The 22,754-nt window shown below is 71.9% G+C and carries 19 protein-coding genes and 1 tRNA gene; 12 read left to right on the top strand and 8 right to left on the bottom strand.

What is annotated here, in order from left to right; all coding sequences use genetic code 11:
• Nucleotides 1-32: 32 nt before the first annotated feature.
• Complete coding sequence (locus ACTMSW_RS21680) at nucleotides 33-1,595, top strand: S8 family peptidase (RefSeq protein ID WP_441182469.1); 1,563 nt, start codon at nucleotides 33-35, stop codon at nucleotides 1,593-1,595.
• Between the two features lie 79 nt (nucleotides 1,596-1,674).
• Here ACTMSW_RS21680 and ACTMSW_RS21675 read toward each other — a convergent pair whose 3' ends face one another.
• The 3 genes from ACTMSW_RS21675 to ACTMSW_RS21665 form a co-directional block, all read right to left on the bottom strand.
• Nucleotides 1,675-2,493: a WecB/TagA/CpsF family glycosyltransferase gene (locus ACTMSW_RS21675; protein WP_441182468.1), complete on the bottom strand. Its 819-nt coding sequence runs from the start codon at nucleotides 2,491-2,493 to the stop codon at nucleotides 1,675-1,677.
• Entirely contained in the window at nucleotides 2,475-3,548 is a 1,074-nt protein-coding gene (locus tag ACTMSW_RS21670; protein ID WP_441182467.1) for an NAD-dependent epimerase/dehydratase family protein, read from the bottom strand. The genes ACTMSW_RS21675 and ACTMSW_RS21670 overlap by 19 nt, the downstream gene beginning before the upstream one ends.
• A 110-nt stretch (nucleotides 3,549-3,658) precedes the next feature.
• Nucleotides 3,659-3,741, bottom strand: a tRNA-Leu gene (locus tag ACTMSW_RS21665).
• A gap of 209 nt (nucleotides 3,742-3,950) precedes the next feature.
• On the opposite strand from ACTMSW_RS21665, the gene ACTMSW_RS21660 reads away from it, so the two are divergent.
• The 7 genes from ACTMSW_RS21660 to pknB are packed head-to-tail and all read left to right on the top strand — an operon-like array spanning nucleotide 3,951 to nucleotide 12,901.
• Nucleotides 3,951-4,733, top strand: coding sequence for a DUF3662 and FHA domain-containing protein (locus ACTMSW_RS21660; protein ID WP_357034259.1), 783 nt, complete (start codon nucleotides 3,951-3,953; stop codon nucleotides 4,731-4,733).
• A 6-nt stretch (nucleotides 4,734-4,739) separates the two neighbouring features.
• Nucleotides 4,740-5,225 carry an FHA domain-containing protein FhaB/FipA gene (locus ACTMSW_RS21655; RefSeq protein ID WP_441182466.1) on the top strand — a complete coding sequence of 162 codons (486 nt, stop codon included), beginning with the start codon at nucleotides 4,740-4,742 and terminating at the stop codon, nucleotides 5,223-5,225.
• Nucleotides 5,222-6,667 (top strand): protein phosphatase 2C domain-containing protein, encoded by a 1,446-nt coding sequence (locus ACTMSW_RS21650; RefSeq protein ID WP_441182465.1) that lies wholly within the window; start codon nucleotides 5,222-5,224, stop codon nucleotides 6,665-6,667. The genes ACTMSW_RS21655 and ACTMSW_RS21650 overlap by 4 nt, the downstream gene beginning before the upstream one ends.
• 28 nt (nucleotides 6,668-6,695) lie before the next feature.
• A complete protein-coding gene (locus tag ACTMSW_RS21645) occupies nucleotides 6,696-8,183 on the top strand; it encodes an FtsW/RodA/SpoVE family cell cycle protein (protein ID WP_441182464.1) in 1,488 nt (495 codons plus the stop codon).
• Nucleotides 8,180-9,685, top strand: a complete 1,506-nt coding sequence (locus ACTMSW_RS21640; RefSeq protein WP_441182463.1) for a peptidoglycan D,D-transpeptidase FtsI family protein — start codon at nucleotides 8,180-8,182, stop codon at nucleotides 9,683-9,685. Before ACTMSW_RS21645 ends, ACTMSW_RS21640 begins: the two co-directional genes overlap by 4 nt.
• A gap of 1 nt (nucleotide 9,686) precedes the next feature.
• Nucleotides 9,687-11,093: a protein kinase domain-containing protein gene (locus ACTMSW_RS21635; protein ID WP_441182462.1), complete on the top strand. Its 1,407-nt coding sequence runs from the start codon at nucleotides 9,687-9,689 to the stop codon at nucleotides 11,091-11,093.
• Nucleotides 11,090-12,901: a Stk1 family PASTA domain-containing Ser/Thr kinase gene (gene pknB / locus ACTMSW_RS21630; RefSeq protein ID WP_441182461.1), complete on the top strand. Its 1,812-nt coding sequence runs from the start codon at nucleotides 11,090-11,092 to the stop codon at nucleotides 12,899-12,901. Before ACTMSW_RS21635 ends, pknB begins: the two co-directional genes overlap by 4 nt.
• A gap of 83 nt (nucleotides 12,902-12,984) precedes the next feature.
• Here pknB and ACTMSW_RS21625 read toward each other — a convergent pair whose 3' ends face one another.
• The 4 genes from ACTMSW_RS21625 to ACTMSW_RS21610 are packed head-to-tail and all read right to left on the bottom strand — an operon-like array spanning nucleotide 12,985 to nucleotide 16,388.
• Nucleotides 12,985-13,635 carry an aminodeoxychorismate/anthranilate synthase component II gene (locus tag ACTMSW_RS21625; RefSeq protein WP_441182460.1) on the bottom strand — a complete coding sequence of 217 codons (651 nt, stop codon included), beginning with the start codon at nucleotides 13,633-13,635 and terminating at the stop codon, nucleotides 12,985-12,987.
• Nucleotides 13,636-13,639: 4 nt separating this feature from the next.
• The gene (locus tag ACTMSW_RS21620; RefSeq protein ID WP_441182459.1) at nucleotides 13,640-13,924 is read right to left on the bottom strand and encodes a hypothetical protein; all 285 of its coding nucleotides are present in this window, start codon (nucleotides 13,922-13,924) and stop codon (nucleotides 13,640-13,642) included.
• Nucleotides 13,925-13,929: 5 nt separating this feature from the next.
• Nucleotides 13,930-15,585 (bottom strand): class E sortase, encoded by a 1,656-nt coding sequence (locus ACTMSW_RS21615; RefSeq protein WP_441182458.1) that lies wholly within the window; start codon nucleotides 15,583-15,585, stop codon nucleotides 13,930-13,932.
• Nucleotides 15,582-16,388 (bottom strand): DUF881 domain-containing protein, encoded by an 807-nt coding sequence (locus tag ACTMSW_RS21610; RefSeq protein WP_441182457.1) that lies wholly within the window; start codon nucleotides 16,386-16,388, stop codon nucleotides 15,582-15,584. Before ACTMSW_RS21610 ends, ACTMSW_RS21615 begins: the two co-directional genes overlap by 4 nt.
• A gap of 228 nt (nucleotides 16,389-16,616) precedes the next feature.
• On the opposite strand from ACTMSW_RS21610, the gene ACTMSW_RS21605 reads away from it, so the two are divergent.
• Together ACTMSW_RS21605 and ACTMSW_RS21600 are read left to right on the top strand one after the other, a co-directional pair.
• The gene (locus tag ACTMSW_RS21605) at nucleotides 16,617-16,880 is read left to right on the top strand and encodes a cell division protein CrgA (RefSeq protein WP_441182456.1); all 264 of its coding nucleotides are present in this window, start codon (nucleotides 16,617-16,619) and stop codon (nucleotides 16,878-16,880) included.
• 347 nt (nucleotides 16,881-17,227) lie between these two features.
• Nucleotides 17,228-19,417 (top strand): heterodisulfide reductase-related iron-sulfur binding cluster, encoded by a 2,190-nt coding sequence (locus ACTMSW_RS21600; RefSeq protein ID WP_441182455.1) that lies wholly within the window; start codon nucleotides 17,228-17,230, stop codon nucleotides 19,415-19,417.
• 60 nt (nucleotides 19,418-19,477) lie between these two features.
• On the opposite strand, the gene ACTMSW_RS21595 is transcribed toward ACTMSW_RS21600, so the two are convergent.
• Nucleotides 19,478-20,155, bottom strand: a complete 678-nt coding sequence (locus ACTMSW_RS21595; RefSeq protein ID WP_441182454.1) for a GOLPH3/VPS74 family protein — start codon at nucleotides 20,153-20,155, stop codon at nucleotides 19,478-19,480.
• Between the two features lie 124 nt (nucleotides 20,156-20,279).
• Here ACTMSW_RS21595 and ACTMSW_RS21590 point away from each other — a divergent pair, with 124 nt between their 5' ends.
• Entirely contained in the window at nucleotides 20,280-21,593 is a 1,314-nt protein-coding gene (locus tag ACTMSW_RS21590) for a hemolysin family protein (RefSeq protein ID WP_441182567.1), read from the top strand.
• Nucleotides 21,586-22,587, top strand: coding sequence for a hemolysin family protein (locus ACTMSW_RS21585; protein ID WP_441182453.1), 1,002 nt, complete (start codon nucleotides 21,586-21,588; stop codon nucleotides 22,585-22,587). Before ACTMSW_RS21590 ends, ACTMSW_RS21585 begins: the two co-directional genes overlap by 8 nt.
• Nucleotides 22,588-22,754 lie beyond the last annotated feature (167 nt).

The raw sequence follows: 22,754 nt of genomic DNA, 5'->3' as shown, positions 1-22,754 counted from the left end.
CGGTCGACGTCCGGTCGGAGGGAGGTAGGGAGATGGGTCTTCCACGCAGGTCCGTTCTCGTCGGGGTGGCCGCACTGGCCATGGTCGCCACGGCCACGCCGGCCATGGCGGCCGAGCCCGCCGGCACCGTCCGCGCCGCTGGCGGTGCGACCGCCGTCACGGACAGCTACATTGTGGTCTTCAAGGACAGCGCGGTCAGCCGGACCACCGTCGGGTCGTCGGTGAGCCGGCTCGCGAGCCGCCACGGTGGCACGACGGTCCGGACGTACCGCACCGCCGTACGCGGTGCCGAGATGCGGATGAGCGCCAGAGCGGCGGCCCGGATGGCGGCCGACCCGGCGGTGGCGTACGTCGAGCAGAACCACACCGTGTCGATCGCCGGCACCCAGGCGAACCCCCCGTCCTGGGGCCTCGACCGGATCGACCAGCGGGCGCTCCCGCTGAACAACTCGTACACGTACCCGAACACGGCGAGCAACGTGACGTCGTACATCCTGGACACCGGCATCCGGACGTCGCACTCGGACTTCGGCGGTCGCGCCACCTGGGGCACCAACACCGCCGACAGCAACAACACCGACTGCAACGGCCACGGCACGCACGTCGCGGGTACCGTCGGCGGCTCGGCGTACGGGGTCGCCAAGGGCACCCGGCTGGTGGCGGTCAAGGTGCTCAACTGCCAGGGCAGCGGCACCAACGCCGGTGTGATCGCCGGCGTCGACTGGGTGACCGCCAACGCGGTCAAGCCGGCGGTGGCCAACATGAGCCTCGGCGGTGGGGCCAGCAGCGCCCTCGACACCGCCGTGGCCAACTCGATCAGCTCCGGAGTGACCTACGCGCTGGCGGCCGGCAACAGCAACGCCAACGCGTGCAACTCGTCGCCGGCCCGTACCGCCTCGGCGATCACCGTCGGCGCGACGACCAACACCGACGCCCGGTCGTCGTTCTCCAACTTCGGCACCTGCCTGGACATCTTCGCGCCGGGCTCGTCGATCACGTCGGCCTGGTACAACAGCGACACCGCGACGAACACCATCAGCGGCACGTCGATGGCCTCCCCGCACGTGGCCGGCGGCGCGGCGCTGGTGCTCTCGGCCAACCCGTCGTACACCCCGCAGCAGGTCCGCGACGCTCTGGTCAACAGCGCCACCAGCAACGTGGTGACCAACCCGGGCACCGGCTCGCCGAACAAGCTGCTCTACGTCGGTGACGGCGGCACCACCCCGCCGCCGCCCCCGCCGCCGCCGGGCTGCACCGGCACCAACGGCACGGACGTCGCGATCCCGGACGCCGGCTCCGCGGTGAGCAGCTCGATCACCATCTCCGGCTGCGACCGGGCCGCCTCGGCGACCTCGACGGTGGCCGTGAACATCGTGCACACCTGGCGGGGTGACCTGGTCATCGACCTGATCGCGCCGGACGGGTCGGCGTACCGGCTGAAGAACAGCAGCAGCTCGGACAGCGCCGACAACGTCAACGCCACCTACACGGTCAACCTCTCCGGTGAGGCGGCCAACGGCACCTGGCGGCTCCAGGCGCGCGACATCTACCGGACGGACACCGGGTACATCAACACCTGGACGCTGACCGTCTAGCGCCTTGTTCCCACGGCCGAGGCCCCTCCCGGATCACAACCGGAAGGGGCCTCGCGCCGTGCTGGTGAGGGTCGGGCTGTCAGACCGCGAAGCTGCCGGGGTGCTCGGTGGCCGGTGCCGGCGGGCGCGCCTTCCACAGGCCGGTCTTCTGCGCCGTCAGGCGGGCGAGGTAGGCCGGGTTGAGGATCACGTAGCGCCGCCAGAGCCGCTTCGGTTCCAGGCCCAGACGCCAGAACCACTCCAGGCCCGCGCGCTGCATCCACGCCGGGGGCTGGCGAAGCAGCCCGGCGTGGTAGTCGAAGGCGGCCCCGACGGCCATCAGCGGCATGTCCAGCAAGGGCCGCATGGCGTACGCGAAGACCTCCTGGCGGGGACAGCCGAGCCCGACCAGGAGGAGCCGGGCGCCGCTGGACCGGATCCGGTCGGCGATCTCCCGGTCCTCGCCCGGCTGCACGGCCCGGAACTTCGACGGCTCCACACCGGCGATCTTGAGGGCCGGGAACATCCGCTCCAGCTCGGGGATCAGCCGACCGAGGGTCTCCTCGGTCGAGCCGTACAGGTAGATGGGCAGCCCCTCGTCGGCGAAGCGGGACAGCACGCGCAGGGTCAGCTCGGGGCCGTACACCCGGTCGGTCAGCCCCGCGCCGTGCAGCAGGTTGAGCGCCCAGCGCACCGGCTGGCCGTCCGGGGTGACCACGTCGAAGGAGTTCAGCCGGGCGTTGTGGGCCGGGTCGAGCACACCGGTCATCACGCCGTGCACGGCGAGCGCGGTCAGCGCCAGGGGCTGCCGGTCGTGGGCCGCCGTCACCACCCGCTCGGTGGCGTCGGCGTAGTCGGTGGCGTCGACCAGGACGCCCAGGACGTTCTTCTTGCCCCGGTTCACGGCTGCGGCACCCACTTGTCGACGTTGGCCTCGTAGATCTCACGCATGATCATTGGTACGTCGTACACCTGTTTCCAGTCCGGGTAGTCGGCCTGGAACGCCTCGTTGGAGCCGATCCACCACTTGTGGTCGCCGATCCGGTTCTCCTCGACGTACTCCGAGATCATCTCCTGGCCGGTGATCTGCTCGGCCAGGGCGAACGCCTCGCGCATCGAGGTGTTGGAGTGCCGGCCGCCGCCCAGGTTGTAGACCGCGGACGAGCGCGGGTCGCGGAAGAACGCCTCGAAGGCGGACACCACGTCCGAGCTGTGGATGGCGTCCCGGACCTGCTTGCCCTGGTAGCCGAAGATCTTGTACTTCCGGCGCTCCATGTTGGCCCGCATCACGTAGCCGAGGAAGCCGTGCAGCTCGGTGGCCGAGTGCGCCGGACCGGTCAGCGTCCCGCCCCGGAAGCAGGCGGTCCGCATGCCGAAGTAGCGGCCGTACTCCTGGACCATGACGTCCGCCGCCACCTTCGAGGCGCCGAACACGGAGTGCAGGCAGGCGTCGATCGACATGTCCTCGCGGATGCCCTGCTCGTACGGGTGGCCGGGCTCGATCTCCCAGCGGGTCTCCTGCTCCACCAGCGGCAGGCTGTTCGGCCGGTCGCCGTAGACCTTGTTCGTGGAGCAGTGGATCACCGGTGCCTCGGGGCAGTGCTGCCGCACGTTCTGGAGCACGTTGAGGGTGCCACCGGCGTTCACGTCGAAGTCGGTGAACGGGTCCCGGACGGCCCAGTCGTGCGAGGGCTGGGCGGCGGTGTGGATGACCACGGAGACGTCCGAGCCGTACCGGGCGAAGAGCTTCGCCAGCGCGTCCCGGTCCCGGATGTCGATGCTGTGGTGCGCGTACGCGCCACCCAGGTCGTCGGTCAGCCGGCGGACGTTCCAGGCGGTCGACGCCTCCGCGCCGAAGAACTCCTGCCGCATGTCGTTGTCGATGCCGACGACCTCGAGACCGAGGCCGGCGAAGTGCCGGACCGCCTCGGAGCCGATCAGCCCGCCCGACCCGGTCACGAACGCGACACTCACAACGCCACTCCTGGTCCGTCTGAGGCAGAAACCATCGGAGCATAGCGTGACGAACGGCACGCCCCGATATGGAGCGAGGGCCCCGCAAGCTGCGGAGCCCTCGTCTGCGGTGGGGATGGGGGGAGTTGAACCCCCACGCCCTTTCGGGCACACGGACCTGAACCGTGCGCGTCTGCCATTCCGCCACATCCCCGTGGCTCGACCTCGAACACTGTAGTCGCTGTCGGTCCCGCCGCTTCCAGCGGGCCCGGCCATCCTACCCAGGCTCCCGGCCGTTGCCACAGACGGTTACCGTTCGTGGCGGACGAAAGACTAGCACGGGATTTCGGCCCACCGAGAACGGGCCGTCGCCCCCACCGCCGAGCGGCGTGTGAGCTGCGCGCGCGCCGGCCGGATACCATCATGTCCTCGGGACCCGAGGAGGAGCCGGTGAGCGTGCTGCAACGCTTCGAGAAGCGTCTGGAAGGCCTGGTCGAGGGGGCCTTCGCCAAGGTCTTCAAAGGGGTGGTCCACCCCGTGGAGATCCTCAACGCCATGCAGCGGGAGGCCGAGGCGCACAAGGCGATCCTGGCCGGTGGGCGCACGTTGGTGCCCAACCGCTACGTGATCGATCTCTCGCCGTACGACCACAGTCGGCTGGCGCCGTACGCCGCCGCGCTGGCCCAGGAACTGGCCCAGTCGCAGGCGGAGTTCATCGGTGAGCAGGCGTGGACGGTCTACGGCGATGTGATCGTCGAGATCGAACGCGGCGAGGGACTGGACACGGGCATGTTCCGGGTCACCGCCGAGGTCTACACGGGTGGCGAGGTCGCCCCCGCGCCCGGCTACGACGCCGGCCCGCCCGCGTACCCGGCGTACGACCAGGGTGGCGGCTACGGCCCGCCGCCGGGTCACGGCGGCGGCCGCAACGTGCGGCTCGTCTCCGGCGACGGGCGCACGTACCCGCTGCAGATGGGCTCCACGGTGATCGGCCGTGGTGACCAGGCCAATCTGCGGCTGCCGGACGTTGGCATCTCCCGCCGGCACGCCCGGCTGGACTTCGACGGCGGCCAGGTCGTGCTGACCGACCTCGGCTCCACCAACGGCACGATGGTCAACGGTCAGCGGGTGTCGGCGGTCGCCCTCAATCCGGGGGACATGATCCAGCTCGGCACCACGACGCTGACCTTCCGCGTGGACGGCTGATCCGCCTTGCCGGAACTCGTCATCACCGTCGCCCGGTTCGGGTTCCTCATCCTGCTGTGGATCTTCGTGTTCACGGTGGTCGGCGTGATCCGGCGGGATCTCTTCGCGGGTGCCCGGTCGGGTCGGCTGGTGGCCGCCCCCCGGGCGGTCGGTGCGTCCCTCGGGCAGCCGGCGAAGCAGGCCAAGGCCAAGCGGGGCAGGGCGGCCCACCAGCTGGTGGTCACGGCGGGTCAACTGGCCGGTACGCGGATCACCCTCGGTGAAGCACAGATCACGATCGGTCGGGCCGAGGACTCCACCCTCGTCATCACCGACGACTACGCCTCAGCGCGACACGCCCGGCTCGTGCCGCGCGAAGGGCAGTGGTTCGTCGAGGACCTGGGCTCGACTAACGGCACGTACCTGGATCGCGCTAAGGTCACCGGACCAACCCCCGTCCCCCTCGGCGTGCCGATCCGGATCGGCCGCACTTCTCTCGAATTACGGCCATGACTCTGACCCTGCGCTACGCGGCCCACAGCGACCGCGGTCTGATCCGAGACGGTAATCAGGATTCCGTCTACGCCGGACCGCGGCTGCTTGCCGTCGCCGACGGCATGGGCGGCATGGCCGCCGGTGACGTCGCGAGCAACATCGTCATCGGTGCCATGGCGCCGCTCGACGAGGACGTCCCAGGGGACGCCCTCGTCGACGCGTTGCGTTCGGCCGTGAGCGCCGCCACCCAGCAGCTCCGCGAGACGGTGGACGCCAACCCACAGCTGGAGGGGATGGGGACCACGCTGACCGCGATCCTCTTCTCCGGCAGCAAGCTGGGGATGGTCCACATCGGCGACTCACGGGCCTACCTCCTGCGCAACGGTGAGTTCGCGCAGATCACCAAGGACGACACGTACGTCCAGATGCTCGTCGACGAGGGCCGGATCAGCGCCGAGGAGGCGAGCAGCCACCCGCAGCGGTCGCTGCTGACCCGCGCGCTCGACGGCCGCGACATCGACGCCGAGTACTCCGTCCGTCAGGTGCTCCGGGGCGACCGGTACCTCATCTGCAGCGACGGTCTCTCCGGCGTGGTCAGCGCCGAAACCATCGGCGAGACGTTGCGGGAGTACACCGATCCCCAGCGGTGCGTCGAGCGGCTGGTGCAGCTCGCCCTGCGTGGCGGCGGCCCGGACAACATCACGGTGATCATCGCCGACGCGACCGACCAGGACATCGTCGAGGCGACGCCGATCGTCGGCGGCGCCGCCGCCCGCGACCGGGGCATGGCGACCTCCGCCGACGTCTCCACCCCGGCGGCCCGGGCCTCCGCGCTCTCCGCGCCACGTCCGGCCGCTCCGGAGGAGCCCACCGCGGGCTCAGACGACGAGCCCGAGCACCGGCGACACCGTCCGGTTCGGGCCGCGGCGATGTCGCTGGCGCTGCTGGTCCTTCTCGGCGGCGCGGTCTTCGGCGGCTGGAGCTACACCCAGCGCCAGTACTACGTCGGCGCCACCGAGGACGGGCACGTCGCCGTCTTCAAGGGGATCGAGGGCCAGATCGCCGGGATGGACCTCTCCACGGAGCACTCTGTCAGCCCGGCCGAGCTGGACGACCTCACCCTGGCCGCGCAGGAGCAGGTCAAGCAGGGCATACCGGCCAGGAGCGAGCCCGACGCGGCCCGTCGCCTCGCCGAGCTGACCAGCGACGACCCGAAGAACCCGAACCTCAAGCCGGTCTGCCCGCCGACCCCGACCCCGAGCGCGGTCGTGGTGACGACGCCCGCTCCGGCGCCGTCGAGCGGGCCGGTGTCGCCGACCCCGGCCACCACGGCGGCGGGAGCGCCCAGCGCCACCGTCCCCGTCGGAACGCCGGTCGCGCCGACCACGTCGCCCGACGCCGAGCCCTCCGACACCCTCGCCCCGTCGCTCGATCCGGCGGCCTGCCGGTCGCCCGAGTGAGCGCCGGCTCGAACCCTCAGGACGATCCGTGACCGCAGCGGCAACTCCGGCATCCTCGCCCGCCACCGCGGGCGAGCAGCCCGGCGCACGCCTGGCCCGGTCCCGGCGCAACGCCGAGCTGTCGCTGCTGCTGCTGGCGATGGTGCTGGTGGCCGCGTACGGGGCGATGGTCGAGGCGAACGTGCTCGACACGGTCACCCCGGACTTCTGGATCCCGGCCGCCGCGCTCACCGCGGTGTTCTTCGGGCTGCACATGGTGATCCGCTTCCTGGCGCCGTTCGCCGACCCGGCCCTGCTGCCGGCCGTCGCGCTCCTCAACGGCCTCGGCGTAGGCTTCCTGCGGCGGCTCGACCTGGCCGACGCCGCGCCCGCCGAGCGCCAGGACCTGGCGATCTTCGCGGGCACGGGTGGCCGCCAGCTCGCCTGGACGCTCGCCTCGGTTATCCTCGCCGCCGGCCTGCTCGCCCTGGTCCGCGACCACCGCTCGATCTCCCGGTACGCGTACACCCTCGGCCTCGCCGGCATCGTGCTGGTGATGCTCCCGGCGGTGCTGCCGGCCAGCATCTCCGAGATCAACGGCGCGAAGCTCTGGGTGCGGGTGGGCGGTTTCTCGATCCAGCCCGGTGAGTTCGCCAAGCTGGCTCTGCTGACGTTCTTCGCGTACTACCTGGTGCGCAAGCGTGAGGTGCTGTCGCTGGCCAGCCGCCGGATCCTCGGCATCGACTTCCCGCGCGGCCGGGACCTCGGGCCGGTCCTGGTGGTCTGGATCATCAGCCTCCTGGTCCTCGTCTTCGAGAAGGACCTGGGCACCTCGCTGCTCTACTTCGGCATGTTCGTGGTGACGCTCTACATCGCCACCGAGCGCGTCAGCTGGCTGCTCATCGGTCTGGTGCTCTTCTTCGGCGGCGCCTACCTGGCGTACGTCCTGGGTGAGAGCGTCGGCGGCCCGTTCGCGAACTTCTACCTGCGGGCGCAGATCTGGCTGGACCCGTTCGCCGACCCGTACGAGGACGGCTACCAGCTGGTGCAGGGGCTGCTCGCGCTCGGCACCGGCGGCCTCTTCGGCGCCGGCCCGGGCGGCGGCCAGCCGGGCAAGCTGCCCGAGGTGCAGAACGACTTCATCTTCGCCGGCATCGGGGAGGAGATCGGCCTGTTCGGCCTCTCCGCCCTGCTGGTGATCTACCTGCTCATCGTCGAGCGGGGCCTGCGCGCCGCGCTGGCCGTACGGGACTCGTTCGGCAAGCTCCTCGCGGGCGGCCTGGCCTTCACCCTCGGCCTCCAGGTCTTCGTGATCGTCGGCGGGATCAGCAAGCTGATCCCGCTCACCGGTCAGACCACCCCGTTCCTCTCCGCCGGTGGCTCGTCGCTCATGGCGAACTGGCTGCTCATCGCGGTCCTGCTCCGGGTGTCGGACGGCGCGCGGCGCCCGGTGGGTGGCGGCGGCACGGCGGCCCGACCCGCCGGCGGTCCGCCGGAGCAGCTCCACGGTGCCCCCACGGAGGTGATCAGGCCGTGAACGCACCCCTGCGCCGTGTCGGCGTCGTCGTGATGGTCCTGTTCGGGCTGCTGTTCGCCAACCTGAACTGGATCCAGGCCTACAAGGCCGACGAGTACCGCACCAGCGACTACAACGGTCGCGTCCAGGTTGACGAGTACAAGCGCAAGCGCGGCAACATCGAGGCCGGAGGGACCGCGTTCGCGGTCAGCCGGGAGACCAGTGGCGAGCTGACGTACCAGCGCACCTACCCGCAGGGGCCCGAGTACGCCCACGTGCTCGGGTACAAGCCGGTCAACCTGGCCGAGACCGGCATCGAGAAGTCCGAGAACGACTTCCTCGCCGGCACCAGCGACCGGCTGATCGCCAACCGGGTGAAGGACATGTTCACCGGGGACCAGACCGGCGGCGCCAACGTCCTGCTCACCATCTCGAAGCAGGCGCAGAACGTCGCGTACGAGCAGCTCCGCAACAACCGCCAGAACGTCGCCAAGGGCGCGGCCATCGCCATCGACCCGCGTACCGGCGCGGTGCAGGCGCTGGTCTCCATGCCGAGCTTCGATCCGAACCCGCTGGCCAGCCACGACAGCGACACGGCCACCGCGGCGTACAACAAACTGGACCAGGACCCGACCGGCCCGCTGAAGAACCGCGCGCTCGGCGAGGTGCTTCCCCCCGGCTCCACCTTCAAGATCGTGGTGGCCGCCGCCGCCCTGGAGAACGGGATCGGGCAGACCACGCAGATTCCGGCCGGGAGCGAGTACACGCCACCCACGTCCGGGCAGCCGATCCGCAACGCCGCCCAGTCGATCTGCCCGGAGCGGCAGGTCACCCTGCTCGACGCCGTCACCGAGTCGTGCAACACGGGCTTCGCCCAGCTCGGCGTCCGGCTGGGCGCCGACACGGTCAAGGAGAAGGCCCGCCAGTTCGGCTTCGAGGACGAGGACCTCAGCGTCGGGCGGCTCGGCGAGGGCGGCCTGGGCGTGGCGGCCAGCCGGACCGGCGACATGCAGAACCCGGACGGAAGCACCGACCCGGCGGCGCTGGCCCAGTCCTCGATCGGCCAGAACAACGTCCGGATGACCCCGCTCCAGGGCGCGCTGATCGCCGCCACGGTCGGCAACGAGGGCAAGCAGATGCGGCCGTACCTCGTCCGCCAGGTCCTCGGCCCGGACCGGACCACCGACTACTACACCGCCCAGCCGCGCGAGCTGCGCCAGCCGGTCAACGGCCAGGTCGCCGCCGACCTGCGGGACATGATGGTCAGCGTGGTCCAGAACGGCACCGGTCGGAACGCGCGGATCAGCGGCTACACCGTCGGCGGCAAGACCGGCACCGCCCAGTCCGCTCCGAACCGCCCCGACCACGGCTGGTTCATCGGTTTCGCCCTGGACAAGGACGGCAACGCCGTCTCCGCGGTCTGCGTGGTGCTGGAGGAGGCCGGTAGCGGCGGCAGCGCCGAGGCGGCCCGGATCGCCGGTCAGATCATGCGGGCCGCGATCAACGATCCCGGGGGCCGCTGACATGCTCAGCCCGGGGGTGCAGCTCGGCAACCGCTACCGCCTCGACGAGCGGATCGCCAGCGGGGGCATGGGCGACGTCTGGCGCGGCACCGACCAGGTGCTCGGGCGTACGGTCGCGGTCAAGAGCCTGCTCCCCGCGCTGCTCGACGATCCCGACTTCGCCGAGCGGTTCCGTGGCGAGGCGCGGACGATGGCGACCATCAACCACCCCGGGGTGGTCGACATCTACGACTTCGGCAGCGACCAGCAGATCGCCTTCCTGGTGATGGAGTACGTCGAGGGCGACGCCCTGTCGGCCACCCTCAGCCGGGTCGGCCGGCTCACCCCGGCCCGCACGATGGCACTGGTCGCCCAGGCCGCCGACGCCCTGCACGCCGCACATGTGAAGGGCATCGTGCACCGGGACGTGAAGCCGGGCAACCTGCTCGTCCGGCCGAACGGCACCCTGGTGCTCACCGACTTCGGCATCGCCCGGTCCGACCTGGTGGCGCAGCTCACCGCCGCCGGCTCGGTGCTCGGCACCGCCTCGTACATCTCCCCGGAGCAGGCCACCGGCCAGGTCGCCACCCCCGCCTCGGACGTCTACGCGCTCGGCGTGGTCGCGTACCAGTGCCTCGCCGGCCGCCGGCCCTTCGAGGGCGACAACCCCCTGGAGATCGCGATGCGGCACGTCCGGGAGTCCCCCCGGCCGCTGCCCCGCGACATCCCACCGCAGGTCTGCGCGGTGGTCGAGCGCGCCTTGGCGAAGGACCCGGCGGCCCGGTGGTCGAGTGCCGCCGCGCTGGCCGGGGTGGCCCGGCAGCTCAAGGCGCAGCTCTCCCAGCAGTCCCGGGCCGCAGGCCAGGCCGGCCCGGTCTCGCCGGCTCCGGCGTCGCCGGCCGCGTCGCCCGGTCGCGCCCAGGTACCGCCGCCCTCGGCGTCGCGTCCCCCGGTGGCGCACCGGCCGCCGGCCGCGACCCCGCAGCCGCCCCGCGCGCCGGTCTCGGCGCCGCGTGCCAGCGCCGCGACGCCGTCGGCGCCGCGCCCACCGACGACACCGCAGGGCTGGCCGCGCGGTGCCGCCCCGGTGCCGCCGGCCCCCGTCAAGCAGGAGCGACAGGCCGGGTACGCCCGCTCGCCGGTCCTGCCCGTCCCACCGCCGCAGCCCCGTCGGTCCCGTGCCGGAATGGTGTTCCTCGCCATCCTCCTGGCCGTACTGGTCCTCGTCTGCTCCGGCGTGATTTCCTACTTGCTGAATGAGAACGGCGCATCCGGTGAACCCGGTGCGTTCGGCGCGCGGACGGTGCCGTCCGGCGTGCTGCGGCCCGCCGGGCACGACGATCCGGCTGGAACGTCGTACCGTCGACAGGAACGGCCCCGGCCGGGTAGCGACGAGACGACGACGAGCGAAGGACGACAGACGCGATGACAGCGCAGGCCCGCCTGCTCGGTGGCAGGTACCAGGTCGGCGAGCTCCTCGGCTACGGCGGCATGGCCGAGGTGCACCGCGGTCGCGATCTCCGGCTCGGTCGGGACGTCGCGATCAAGATGCTCCGGACGGACCTCGCCCGCGACGCCACCTTCCAGATGCGGTTCCGCCGGGAGGCGCAGAACGCCGCGTCGCTCAACCACCCGGCGATCGTCGCCGTCTACGACACCGGCGAGGAGACCGCTCCCACCGGCGAGACGCTGCCGTTCATCGTGATGGAGTTCGTCAACGGGCGGACCCTCAAGGAGGTGCTCGGCGCGGAGGGGCGGCTCCAGCCCCGCCGGGCGCTGGAGATCTGCGCCGACATCAGCGCGGCCCTGGAGTTCAGCCACCGGCACGGCATCATCCACCGGGACATCAAGCCCGGCAACGTGATGCTCACCCAGACCGGCCAGGTCAAGGTCATGGACTTCGGCATCGCCCGGGCCCTGGCCAGCGGCGCCACCACGATGACGCAGACCAGCGCGGTGATCGGCACCGCGCAGTACCTGTCGCCCGAGCAGGCGCGAGGCGAGGCGGTCGACGCCCGCTCCGACGTGTACGCCGCCGGCTGCGTTCTCTTCGAACTGCTCTGCGGGCACCCGCCGTTCGTGGGCGACAGCCCGGTCAGCGTCGCGTACCAGCACGTGCGGGAGGCCCCGCCGACGCCCAGCGACATCAACCCGGACGTCAACCCGGCGGTCGACGCGATCGTGCTGAAGGCGCTGTCGAAGAACCCGCTCAACCGCTACCAGAGCGCCGGCGAGATGCGTGCGGACCTGCTCCGCGCCGCCGCCGGCCGGCCCGTACTGGCCACGCCGGTGCTGCGCGAGGACGAGACGACGCACCTGGCGCCGGCCGCCGCGGGCTACCCGGCGGCGGGTGCGCCCCAGACCCGGCAGATCCCCGCCCGGGTCGGCGACCCGCGCCAGCGCAAGGCCTCGTCCTGGTTGATCGCCACCTTCGCCGCGGTCGGCGTGCTCGCGGTGATCGCCCTGGTGGGAGCCCTGCTCTACGGCAACCGCGACCAGAAGATCGTCGTGCCCGACGTCACCGGCATCACCCAGCAGCAGGCGATCGACCGGCTTCAGCAGGCGAGGCTGACCGGCCGGCCGGAGCAGGTTCGCGAGAGCAACTGCCGGGAGGGCCTGGTCGTCAGCCAGGATCCCGCAGCCAACGCCCGGATCGAGTCCACCCAGCAGGTGGCCGTCCGCGTCTGCAGCGGCGTGCCCGACGCGAAGGTGCCGTCCGGTCTCGAGGGCAGTAAGGTCCAGAGTGCCAGGACCCGGCTGAACGAGGCGAAGCTTGTGCCGGTGATCAAGGAGGTCGACAACGAGGCACAGGCCGGCATCGTCGTCGGTGTCAACCCGGCCGAGGGCGAGGAGGTCGCCGAGGGCAGCGAGGTCACGCTCTCGGTCTCCAAAGGTAACGTCATCGAGGTGCCCAGGGTCGAGGGCCTCAGCCAGGCCGAGGCCACACGGCAGTTGCAGAACGCCGGATTCAAGGTCGACGTGGACAAGGGCGAGAAGGTGGCGCCGGAGGACGCGGGCAAGGTCGAGGACCAGAGCCCGAACGCCGGCGAGAAGAAGGCCCGGAACAGCACCGTGAAGATCGTCGTCACGCAGCCCGAGGAGGTCGAGCCCACGCCGACCGCGCCGACCCCCGATCCGACGGCCACTCCGACCGCCACGCCCACCCCCGGCACGGGTGGCGGGGGTGGGCTGCCCTTCCCGACGGCACCCCCACCCGCCCGCCTCCCCGGCGAGTAGCGGGGTACCCCAACCCCACCCCCCGGACGGCGCTGACCCGCGGCAGTGGGTGGGAGCCGGGCGCGGGGTGCGGGCGGGGTGGGTCAGGTGGTGGCGAAGGCGGCGCGGCGGCGGGCGTCGACCTCGGCGGCCAACTCGGGGGCCCGCTCCAGGGCCTCGCGGTAGCCGCAGGCGGCGAGCCAGTTGGCCAGCATCAGGTGGCCGCCCTCGGTGAGCACCGACTCCGGGTGGAACTGGACGCCCTCGATCGGCAGTGTCCGGTGGCGCATCGCCATGACGATCCCGGAACCGGTCCAGCCGGTCACCTCCAGCTCGTCCGGCAGCGTCTCCGGCAGTACGGCGAGCGAGTGGTAGCGGGTCGCGGTGAACGGATCCGGCAGCCCGGCGAGGACGCCGGTGTCGCGGTGGCGGACCTCGGAGGTCTTGCCGTGCAGCAGCTCCGGCGCGCGGGTCACGGTGGCGCCGAAAGCCTCACCGATCGCCTGGTGCCCGAGGCAGACGCCGAAGATCGGCAGCTCGCCGGCGTACTGCCGGATGACGTCGAGGCAGATGCCCGCGCGGTCCGGGCTGCCCGGCCCGGGCGAGAGCAGGATGCCGGACGCGCCGACCCTGCCCACGTCCGCGACGTCGATCTCGTCGTTGCGCCGCACCTCGCAGTCCACGCCGAGCTGGCCGAGGTACTGGACGAGGTTGAAGACGAACGAGTCGTAGTTGTCGATCACCAGGACGCGCACGGTGTCACCTGTCCGAGGGAGGCGGTGTGTTGTTCTGGTCGGTGTCGTACGGGAGGTCGTACTCGTCGCCCGACGGTGCGTCGCCGCCGCCGGGCACGGTGTCCCCACCGGGGTCCCCGGGGACGCCGGAGTCCTGGGTGACCTGCACGTCGTCGAAGGGCAGGAGGGGCTCCGCCCACGGGAACACCACGTACCAGAGCAGCGCGACCGCGGCGGTGGCCAGCAGCAGGCTGCCGGTCAGCTTGCCGGGCAGCCCGAATGGGAGCTTGCGCCAGATCCAGGCGTACATGGTCCTCAGTTCCCCAGTTCCGCCGGCCGGCCCGCGGACTTGGCCTGGGCCCGCTCCAGCTCGGCGTGGACGATGAGGCGTTCGTAGTTGTCGAACTTCGGGTTGCACGTGGTCAGCGTGAGCATCCGCTTCCTCGGCTTCGCCCCGGGCTCGCCAGGGACGGGTGCCACCACCTCGACCTGGGTCGGCTTGACGATGTGGTTGCGCGTCACCCGGTAGACGTACCACTCGGTCTTGCCCTCGACCACGATGGCGTCGCCCTCGTCCAGCTCGTCCAACCGCCAGAAGGTCGCCCGGTTGCGGTGGCCGGCGACGGAGAAGTTGCCCACGGCGCCGGGCATGGCGCTCGACGGGTAGTGCCCCGGGGCGTACCGGATGTCCTTCTGGGTGACGCCCTCGACCACCACCCAGTTCTTGTCGAGCTTGGGGATGTAGAGACCGGCGATCGGCTTGCCCTGGACGGGCGGCTTCGGCTTGGTGGACGCGGAGGCGCTCGGGGCGACGGTCGGGTCGCCGGTCGGTCCCCACGCCTGCGCGAGTTGCTGGCTCAGGTCGTTCTGATGGGCGTCGACGATGGCCGACTTGCCCCACACCTCGTAGCCGGCGAAGAGGAGCACCACCAGACCGAAGGTGATCAGCACCTCGCCGCTGACCCGGATGCCGGTGCGCAGCCGCGAGGCCAGCGAGGGCCGGGTCAGCTCCGAGTAGACGCTCTTGTAGCCCTCGCCGGTCTGGTGCGGGCGCAGCTGGACGACCCGCTCGCCACGGCGCGGCCGGGGCGGCTCCGCGGGCTGGTCGGCGCCGTCGCCGTCCGGCTCTTCCGTCTTCGGCGGGCGCGGTACGGCACCCATCAGTGCGGTGGAGTCGAGTGGCGGCGGGGTGGGCGTCGGGGGCTTGGGCGGCCCGCCCGGCGTACGCCCGGACACCGCCGGGATCACGGCGGTGGCGCCCGGGTCGGCGGGGCGGTCCGGGCCACCGGGCGAGGCCGGCGTGCTCGGACGGGTGCCGGCGGCGCCCGACCCGCCCACCTTCGGGATGTACGCCGTCGGCGCGTCGGCCTGGCCCGGCCGGTTCGCGCCGGCGTCGGCGGCCGGACGCCCGGCGGCCCCACTCGCGTACCGGCCATCCGGGGCCGGTCGGGCGTTGCCGAACTTCGGTGTGGCCTGGGCCGGGGTGGCCGGTCGGGGAGTCTCCGCCGGTCGAGGGTCGGCCGGGGCGGGTGCGGCGGGCCGGACCGTACCGGCGCCCGGCCACGGCGGCGGGCTCGTCGGGCCCGGGCCAGCAGACCGGCCGGGGCCGGGTTGGGCCGGCCGGGCGGGACCGTCCGGCCGGGCGGGACCGGGTTGAGTCGGCCGGGCGGAACCGGCCGGCCGGGCGGGGGCCGCTGGGGTGCCCGGGCTCGCCGGACCCGACGGAGCGTTCCACGGCGCCGGATCCGCACCGGGCGGCGGTGCGGGTGCGGAGGGCCGGGCCGGACCAGGCGCGGACCGTGCGGGAAGGACCGGGTCGGGCCAGTTCCCGGACGGTGCCGGGCGGCCCGGCGCGGACTCCGGGTGGCTGGGCGCCCGGTCCGGACGGTCGACCTTGGGCAGGAAGGCGGTCGGGTCGTCGCCCGCGTCGCGGTGGCGGCCGTCGCGCCATTCGTCCGGCGATCTGCTCACCGCGGCACCGTCGCCGAGCGCAGTGTCGTCGAGTCCTCGAATGCCGGCACGGTGACCGTGGAGGAGGCGTACTCCTTGTAACCGAGCTTGTAGTCGTCGACCAAGTCCCTGAACTCCCGGACTCCCTTGGAGTCGGCGAGGGCCTGCTGAAGGGCAGCGGGATCGCCGATTGCTACGATCTTGAACGGTGGGGAGTACACCCGGCCGTGCAGCAGCAGAGTGTTACCCACGCAGCGTACCGCGCTGGTGGCGAGCACGCGGACGTTCATGATTGACATTGCCTCCGCGCCTCCGGCCCAGAGTGCGTTGACGACCGCCTGCACGTCACCCTGGTGGACCACCAGGTCGTCGTTGGTGGCCCCTTCCGGGAGGGTGCCGTCGCTGCGTCGCGGCGCGTCGTCGAGTTCGACCGTCACGCCGGGGCCGCTGAGGGCGGTGAAACCGGCCGACTGGCGGTCGCCCGCGGCGCGGGTCTGCTGGTCGCGGATCGGGCCGTCGGATCCGGCGAGCGAGGTGGTGCGGTTCTCGATCTCCCGGCGCAGCGCCGCGGCCCGCTGCTCGTTCGACGCCACGTCGGCGCGGCGGTCCTCGATGAGCTGGTTGAGCTGGGGCCGACGGTCCTCGCGGAGAGCGGTGCCGCCGGCGGTGGTGGCGGTCGTGGTGAAGAGCAGGCCGGCCGCGGCGGCGATCAGCGGAACCCCGACCGACCAGCCGGGTCGCGACTGCCGGGGCCGGCGGAGCAGCGCGGCGATCGCCCGCCGGAGCGCCTTCTGCCAGGAGGCCGCGCCGGATGTGTACTCCACGGAGCGTTCCTTCCCGTCGTCTGATGCCCGCCCGTCGGGGCGCGGGTCGAGGCGGCGATCCGTCCGATCCCGCCACTTTCGGTCACTCCGTGCACCGGCCTGACCCCATTCGTGGCCTGGACGGGTCATCCGGACTACGCTAGCTGTCGAACATTATTGGCCATGGACCGTCGCCCTCGCGCCCGGTTGTCAGGCCGGACGAGGTCGTCACCCCCTCTGGAGAGCGTCGTGCCCAAGTCTCAGGTCCGCAAGAAGAAGGTGTACACCCCGCCGACGGACGTCCGTCCGACGGCGACGGCGTCGACGCGCAAGCCTAGCCCGGTGTGGCTGCCGATCTCGGCGGTCGCCCTCATCGTCTTCGGCATCGGCTGGTTGGTCGTCTACTACCTCTCCGGGCAGGAGTACCCGGTCGCGTCGTGGCAGTACTGGAACCTCGCCGTCGGCTTCGGCGCCATGGTCGCCTCCCTGATCCTGCTCTCCCGCTGGCGCTGAGTCCCTCCGGGCGTCGGGCCTCCCGCCCGGCGCCCGCGCCGCGCGTCGCCCCGCCGCCGTACGTCCGGCGGACGGTCGGCCGAAGGATCCTCGTCACTGCTCCGTGCCCCTGACCGGCAGGTCCGGGCGGGGCACCCTATGGTGTGCGCAGGCGGCGCGGCCGAGTGCGAGAAGACTCACGTTACTGCTGGGTAACCTTGCGCGTAGGCTGCACTGCATGACCGAGCGGAGCGAGGTCGTCGACCGGTCCGGTCGAGGGTGCGGAAGCGGCTGTTCGCCGACCCCGCCCTGACCGGGCACCGATCGTCGAGCCGCTCGACAGCAGCAGACCGGGGAGGGCCGACTCGATGGGCAGCGTCCAGATCGTCACCACGATCGTCGCGGCCGCCATCACCGCCGTGGCGGTGTGGCTCGCCGTACGGGCGGTCATGAAGATGGTGGCCGTGATCCGGCTGGGTCAGCCCGACCCGTCGCGGTTCACCGACAAGGGCACACGGACCACGACCATGCTGGCCGAGACGGCCGGCCACACCCGGATGCTCCGCTGGAGCGTGGTGGGTGCGGCGCACTGGTTCGTGATGGTCGGCTTCATCGTGCTGGCGCTGCTGGTCCTGGAGGCGTACTTCGAGGTCGTCTCCGCGACCGCCGGCCTGCCGCTGGTCGGTGGATGGGCGCTCTACGGCCTGGCCACCGAGTGGATCGGCATCCTGGGCATCGTCGCCATCCTGGTGCTGATCGCGATCCGGATCCGCAACCGGCCCACCCGGCCGGGCGGGAAGTCGCGGTTCACCGGCTCCACGATGTGGCAGGGCTACTTCGTCGAGGCCGTCGTGCTCGCCGTGCTGATCATGGGCTTCGTCATCCGGGGCTTCAAGGTCGCCACCGACCACTTCGAGTACCCGACCTGGGCCACCCCGCTCAGTCACGCCGTCGGCGCGGCGCTGCCGAACTGGGAGGCCGGCGTCAGCATCGCCGCCCTCATCAAGATCATGATTTCGATGACCTGGCTCATCGTGATCTCGCTCAACGTCACCATGGGTGTCGCCTGGCACCGCTTCCTGGCCTTCTTCAACATCTTCTTCAAGCGCGACCCCGGTAAGGCCGGCTCGGGCCTCGGAGCGCTGCGGCCGATGACGAGTGGTGGCAAGCCCCTCGACTTCGAGGAGGCCGACCCCGAGAAGGACCAGTTCGGCGTCGCCCAGGTCGAGCAGTTCACCTGGAAGGGTCTGCTGGACTTCTCCACCTGCACCGAGTGCGGTCGCTGCCAGTCGCAGTGCCCGGCGTGGAACACCGGCAAGCCGCTGTCGCCGAAGCTGCTCGTGCTGAGCCTCCGCGACCACGCGTACGCCAAGGCCCCGTACCTGCTGGCCGGTGGCGGCAAGGACCTGACCGGCGAGGAGAAGGCGACCGCCGCGCAGCTCGCCCACATGGACGTGCTCGCGCTCGCCGAGGCGAACCGGCCGCTCATCGGTGGTGCCGAGGACGGCGGTGTCATCGACCCGGACGTGCTCTGGTCCTGCACCACCTGCGGTGCCTGCGTCGAGCAGTGCCCGGTCGACATCGAGCACGTCGACCACATCGTCGACATGCGCCGCTACCAGGTGCTCATCGAGTCGAGCTTCCCGTCCGAGGCCGGCGTGATGCTGCGCAACCTGGAGAACAAGGGCAACCCGTGGGGCGCCCCGCAGAACACCCGCGAGGACTGGACCAAGGGCCTCGACTTCGAGGTGCCGCGCGTCGGCGAGGTCGACGACTTCGAGTACCTCTTCTGGGTCGGCTGCGCGGGCGCGTTCGAGGACCGGGCCAAGAAGACCACCCGGGCGGTCGCCACGCTGCTCAACGAGGCCGGCGTCTCCTTCGCCATCCTCGGCGAGGGCGAGACCTGCTCCGGCGACCCGGCCCGCCGCATCGGCAACGAGTTCGTCTTCCAGATGCTCGCCCAGCAGAACGTCGAGACCCTCAACGAGGCGTTCGAGGGCCGGGAGAAGAGCAAGCGGAAGATCGTGGCGACCTGCCCGCACTGCTTCAACACGCTGGGCAACGAGTACGGCCAGCTCGGCGGCGAGTTCGAGGTCGTCCACCACACGCAGCTGCTGGCGCACCTGGTCAGCACCGGCAAGCTGACCCCGGTGCAGCCGGTCGACGGCGGGGTCACCTACCACGACCCCTGCTACCTGGGCCGGCACAACCGCGTCTTCGCCGCCCCGCGTGAGGTGCTCGGTGACGCCATCCAGGGCGAGCTCACCGAGATGCCGCGCAACAGCGAGCGCTCCTTCTGCTGCGGCGCCGGCGGCGCCCGCATGTGGATGGAGGAGAAGATCGGCAAGCGGATCAACGTGGACCGGGTCGAGGAGGCCATGTCCACCGGCGCGAGGACGGTCGCCGTCGGGTGCCCGTTCTGCTCGACGATGCTCAACGACGGCGTGAACGGCAAGGGCGCCGGCGAGCAGGTCGAGGTCGTCGACGTGGCCAGTGTGCTGCTCCGCTCGGTGAAGCCGGAGCAGGTGCAGGGCGACAAGGAGCCGGTCGCCGGCTGACCCGTACGTTGGAAGACACCACGGCGGCGGCACCTCGCGGTGCCGCCGCCGTCGTCGTCCTCACGAGACGGTGGTCGTCACGATCACGGCCGTGGTGGCGGTGGTCGCCGCGAGAAGCGCGGCCTGGGTGTCCTCGACGGCCTTCCGGGTGGCCGCGACCGCCCAGTCGCCCGCCGCGATCTCCTCGGTGCGCCGCTTGACGACGTCCTTCGGCAGCCCCTGGAACACCTGCCGGTCGAGGCCGACGGCCCGCGCCAGGCCGATCAGCGCGGCGGTGCGCGCGTCCCCCGGGCCGTCGCCGGTCACCGCGGCGGTCATCCGGCGCCGGGTGTCCGACTCGGCCGCCGGCTCGACGCCGGTCGAGGACGGGAAGCGGGTACGCGGGAAGACCCACAGCACACGGTCGGACTCCCGGCGCAGCACACCGGCGGTGACGAGGCCGTCCAGAACCTGCTCGGGAAGGTCCTTGGCCAACCGGGTGATCCAGTCCTTCGGACGGCGGCGCTTCGGCTCGGCGACGATCCGGGCCAGTGCTCCGTCGACCTGCGCCTGGCCGACCGGGGTCGGGTCGGTCACCACCAGTCGCTCGTCCTCCACCGCGACCCGACCGGCGAGCGCCAGTTCGACCAGCAGGGCACCCGCGAGGCCGTGGTCGAGGGCGGGCCGGCCGAGCCGGTTCGTACCGGCGTCGTCGTAGCTGAGCAGGACCAGGTCGTGGGCGAGCGTGAAGGCAACCATGAACCGACCGTAACGGTCCCGGATCAACCCGGCCGGCTCCGCGCACCCGTGCCCGGAGAGCGCCCGCGTGCGAGAATCGCGCCGAGGTGAGACGACCATCGATGGCCTGCTCCTGACCACGCTGCTGCCCCTGATCGGCTTCGTGCTGCTGACCGGCGGCAACGCGTTCTTCGTCGCGGCCGAGTTCGCCCTGGTGACCGTCGACCGCCCCGAGATCGATCGGCGGGCCGAGGCCGGCGACGCCCGGGCGTCGGCCGTCCGCCGGGCGCTGCGGGAACTCTCGTTCCAGCTCTCCGGGGCGCAGCTCGGCATCACCCTCACGGCCCTGCTCACCGGTTACCTCGCCGAGCCGGCACTGTCCCGGCTCTTCAGCCCGGTGCTACGCCCGGTCGCCGGGGACGCCACCGAGCGGTTCACGCCCTTCCTCGCCCTGGCGCTGGCCACCCTGCTCTCCATGCTCTTCGGGGAGCTGGTGCCGAAGAACGCCGCGCTGGCCCGGCCGATGCCGGCCGCACTCGCCACCGCCGGTCCGATGCGCGCCTTCTCCCGCGGCTTCGGCTGGTTGATCCGGGGCCTGAACGGTTCGGCGAACCGGCTGGTGCGGGCCCTGGGCGTGGAGCCGCAGGAGGAGCTGGCCAGTGCCCGGTCGCCGGAGGAGCTGGGCCTGCTGGCGGCCATCTCGGCGCGGGCCGGCGCGTTGCCGCCGGACACCGCGATGCTGCTGCGCCGCACCATTCGCTTCGGCGAGAAGCGGGCCGCGGAGGCGATGACGCCCCGGGTCGACGTGGTGGCACTGCGGGCCACCACCAGCGTCGCCGACCTGCTGGAGGAGTCCCGGCGGACCGGCCGGACCCGCTTCCCCGTCTACGAGGAGACCCTCGACCTGGTGACCGGCGTGGCGGGGGTGCTCGACGCGCTCGGTGTGCCGCCGGCGCGGCGGGAGTCCACCACCGTCGGGTCGGTGGCCCGCGAACCGGTGTACGTGCCGGAGAGCCTGGACCTGGACGGGGTGCTCGCCGCGCTGCGGGCCGCCGGCGCCGACCTGGCCATCGTGGTCGACGAGTACGGCGGCACGGACGGGGTGGTGACCGTCGAGGACCTGGTGGAGGAGCTGGTCGGGGAGATCGCCGACGAGTTCGACCCGGCCGCCGTGCCGGACGCGAACGCGGTCGAGCTGACCGTGCCGGGCGGTGAACGCACCGTCCTCGCCGACGGGGTGCTGCGCTACGACGAGCTGGTCGAGCAGACCGGCTTCCGGCTGCCCGAGGGGCCGTACGAGACGTTGGCCGGGTTCCTCATGGCGCGGCTGGGTCACATCCCGGTCGCCGGTGAGACCGTCGAGGAGTCCGGCTTCGAGTTCACCGTCGTCGAGGTGGAGCGGCACCGCGTCGAGCAGGTCCGCGTCCTGCGCCCCGAGGAGCCCGAGGTCGATGGTTGAGCTGCTGGTCACCGGCGTACTGCTGCTGGGCAACGCGTTCTTCGTCGGCAGCGAGTTCGCGCTGATCGCATCCCGGCGTACGGTCGTGGAGCCGCTCGCCGCCACCTCGAAGCGGGCCCGCTGGGCCCTGTCGGCGATGAACCAGATCCCGCTGATGATCGCCGGTGCGCAACTCGGCATCACCGTCTGCTCGCTGGGCCTCGGCGCGATCGCCGAGCCGGCGCTGGCCCACCTGCTGGAGCCGGTGTTCCACGCAGTGCACCTGCCGGAGCCGGCCGTGCACCCGGTCTCGTTCCTGCTCGCCCTCGGCGTGGTGGTCTTCCTGCACACCGTGGTCGGCGAGATGGTGCCGAAGAACATCACCCTCGCCGGCCCGGAGCCCGCCGCGCTGTGGCTGGGCCCCGCGATGCTGGCCTTCTGCCTCGCGACGAAGCCGCTGCTGCTCGCGATGAAGTGGGCGGCCCGGCACGTGCTGCGGCTGTGGCGGATCGAGGCCACCGAGGCCGTGAAGACCGTCTTCACCGCCGAGGAACTGGCCGGTCTGGTCGCGCAGGCGCGTACCGAGGGGCTGCTCGACGCGGAGGAGCACGCTCGGATCACCGGCGCGCTCGCCCTGCACAGCAGGACCGCCGCCGACGCGCTGCAACCCTGGTCCACCGTGACGACGGTCGCCGAGGACGTCTCGCCGGCCTCCCTGGAGGTGCTCGCCACGAGCACCGGGCGGTCCCGCTTCCCGGTGGTGCAGCGCAGCACCCGGCGGGTGCTGGGGTTCGTGCACGTCAAGGACGTGCTCGGGTACTCGGGTGTGAGCCGGCGGGCACCGGTGCCGGCCGACGTCTACCGCCCGCTGGTGGTGGTGCCACCGGACCGTACGCTCGCGGACCTGCTGCTGGCGATGCGCCGCGAGCGGCGGCACATGGTCCTGGTGAGCGACGGTCGCCGCCCCCTGGGCGTGGTAACTCTCGACGACGTATTGACGGCTATCGTCGGATAAAGGCTCGGTACGCATGGTGTGCGTGCCGTCGCGCAAACGTGAACTGGCCACTGGTCGCCTTGATTCCCGTGCCCACCTTCCCTAATGTGATGCACCGGCCGCTGTGGATCGTCTGCCTCGCACTCCTTCCCCGTCGCGAGGCGCCCGGCGGCGGGTTGCAAAAGGAG

Source organism: Micromonospora sp. BQ11 (assembly GCF_052068135.1).
Classification (GTDB): Bacteria; Actinomycetota; Actinomycetes; order Mycobacteriales; family Micromonosporaceae; genus Micromonospora.
This window is presented reverse-complemented; position numbering and strand designations above follow the sequence as displayed.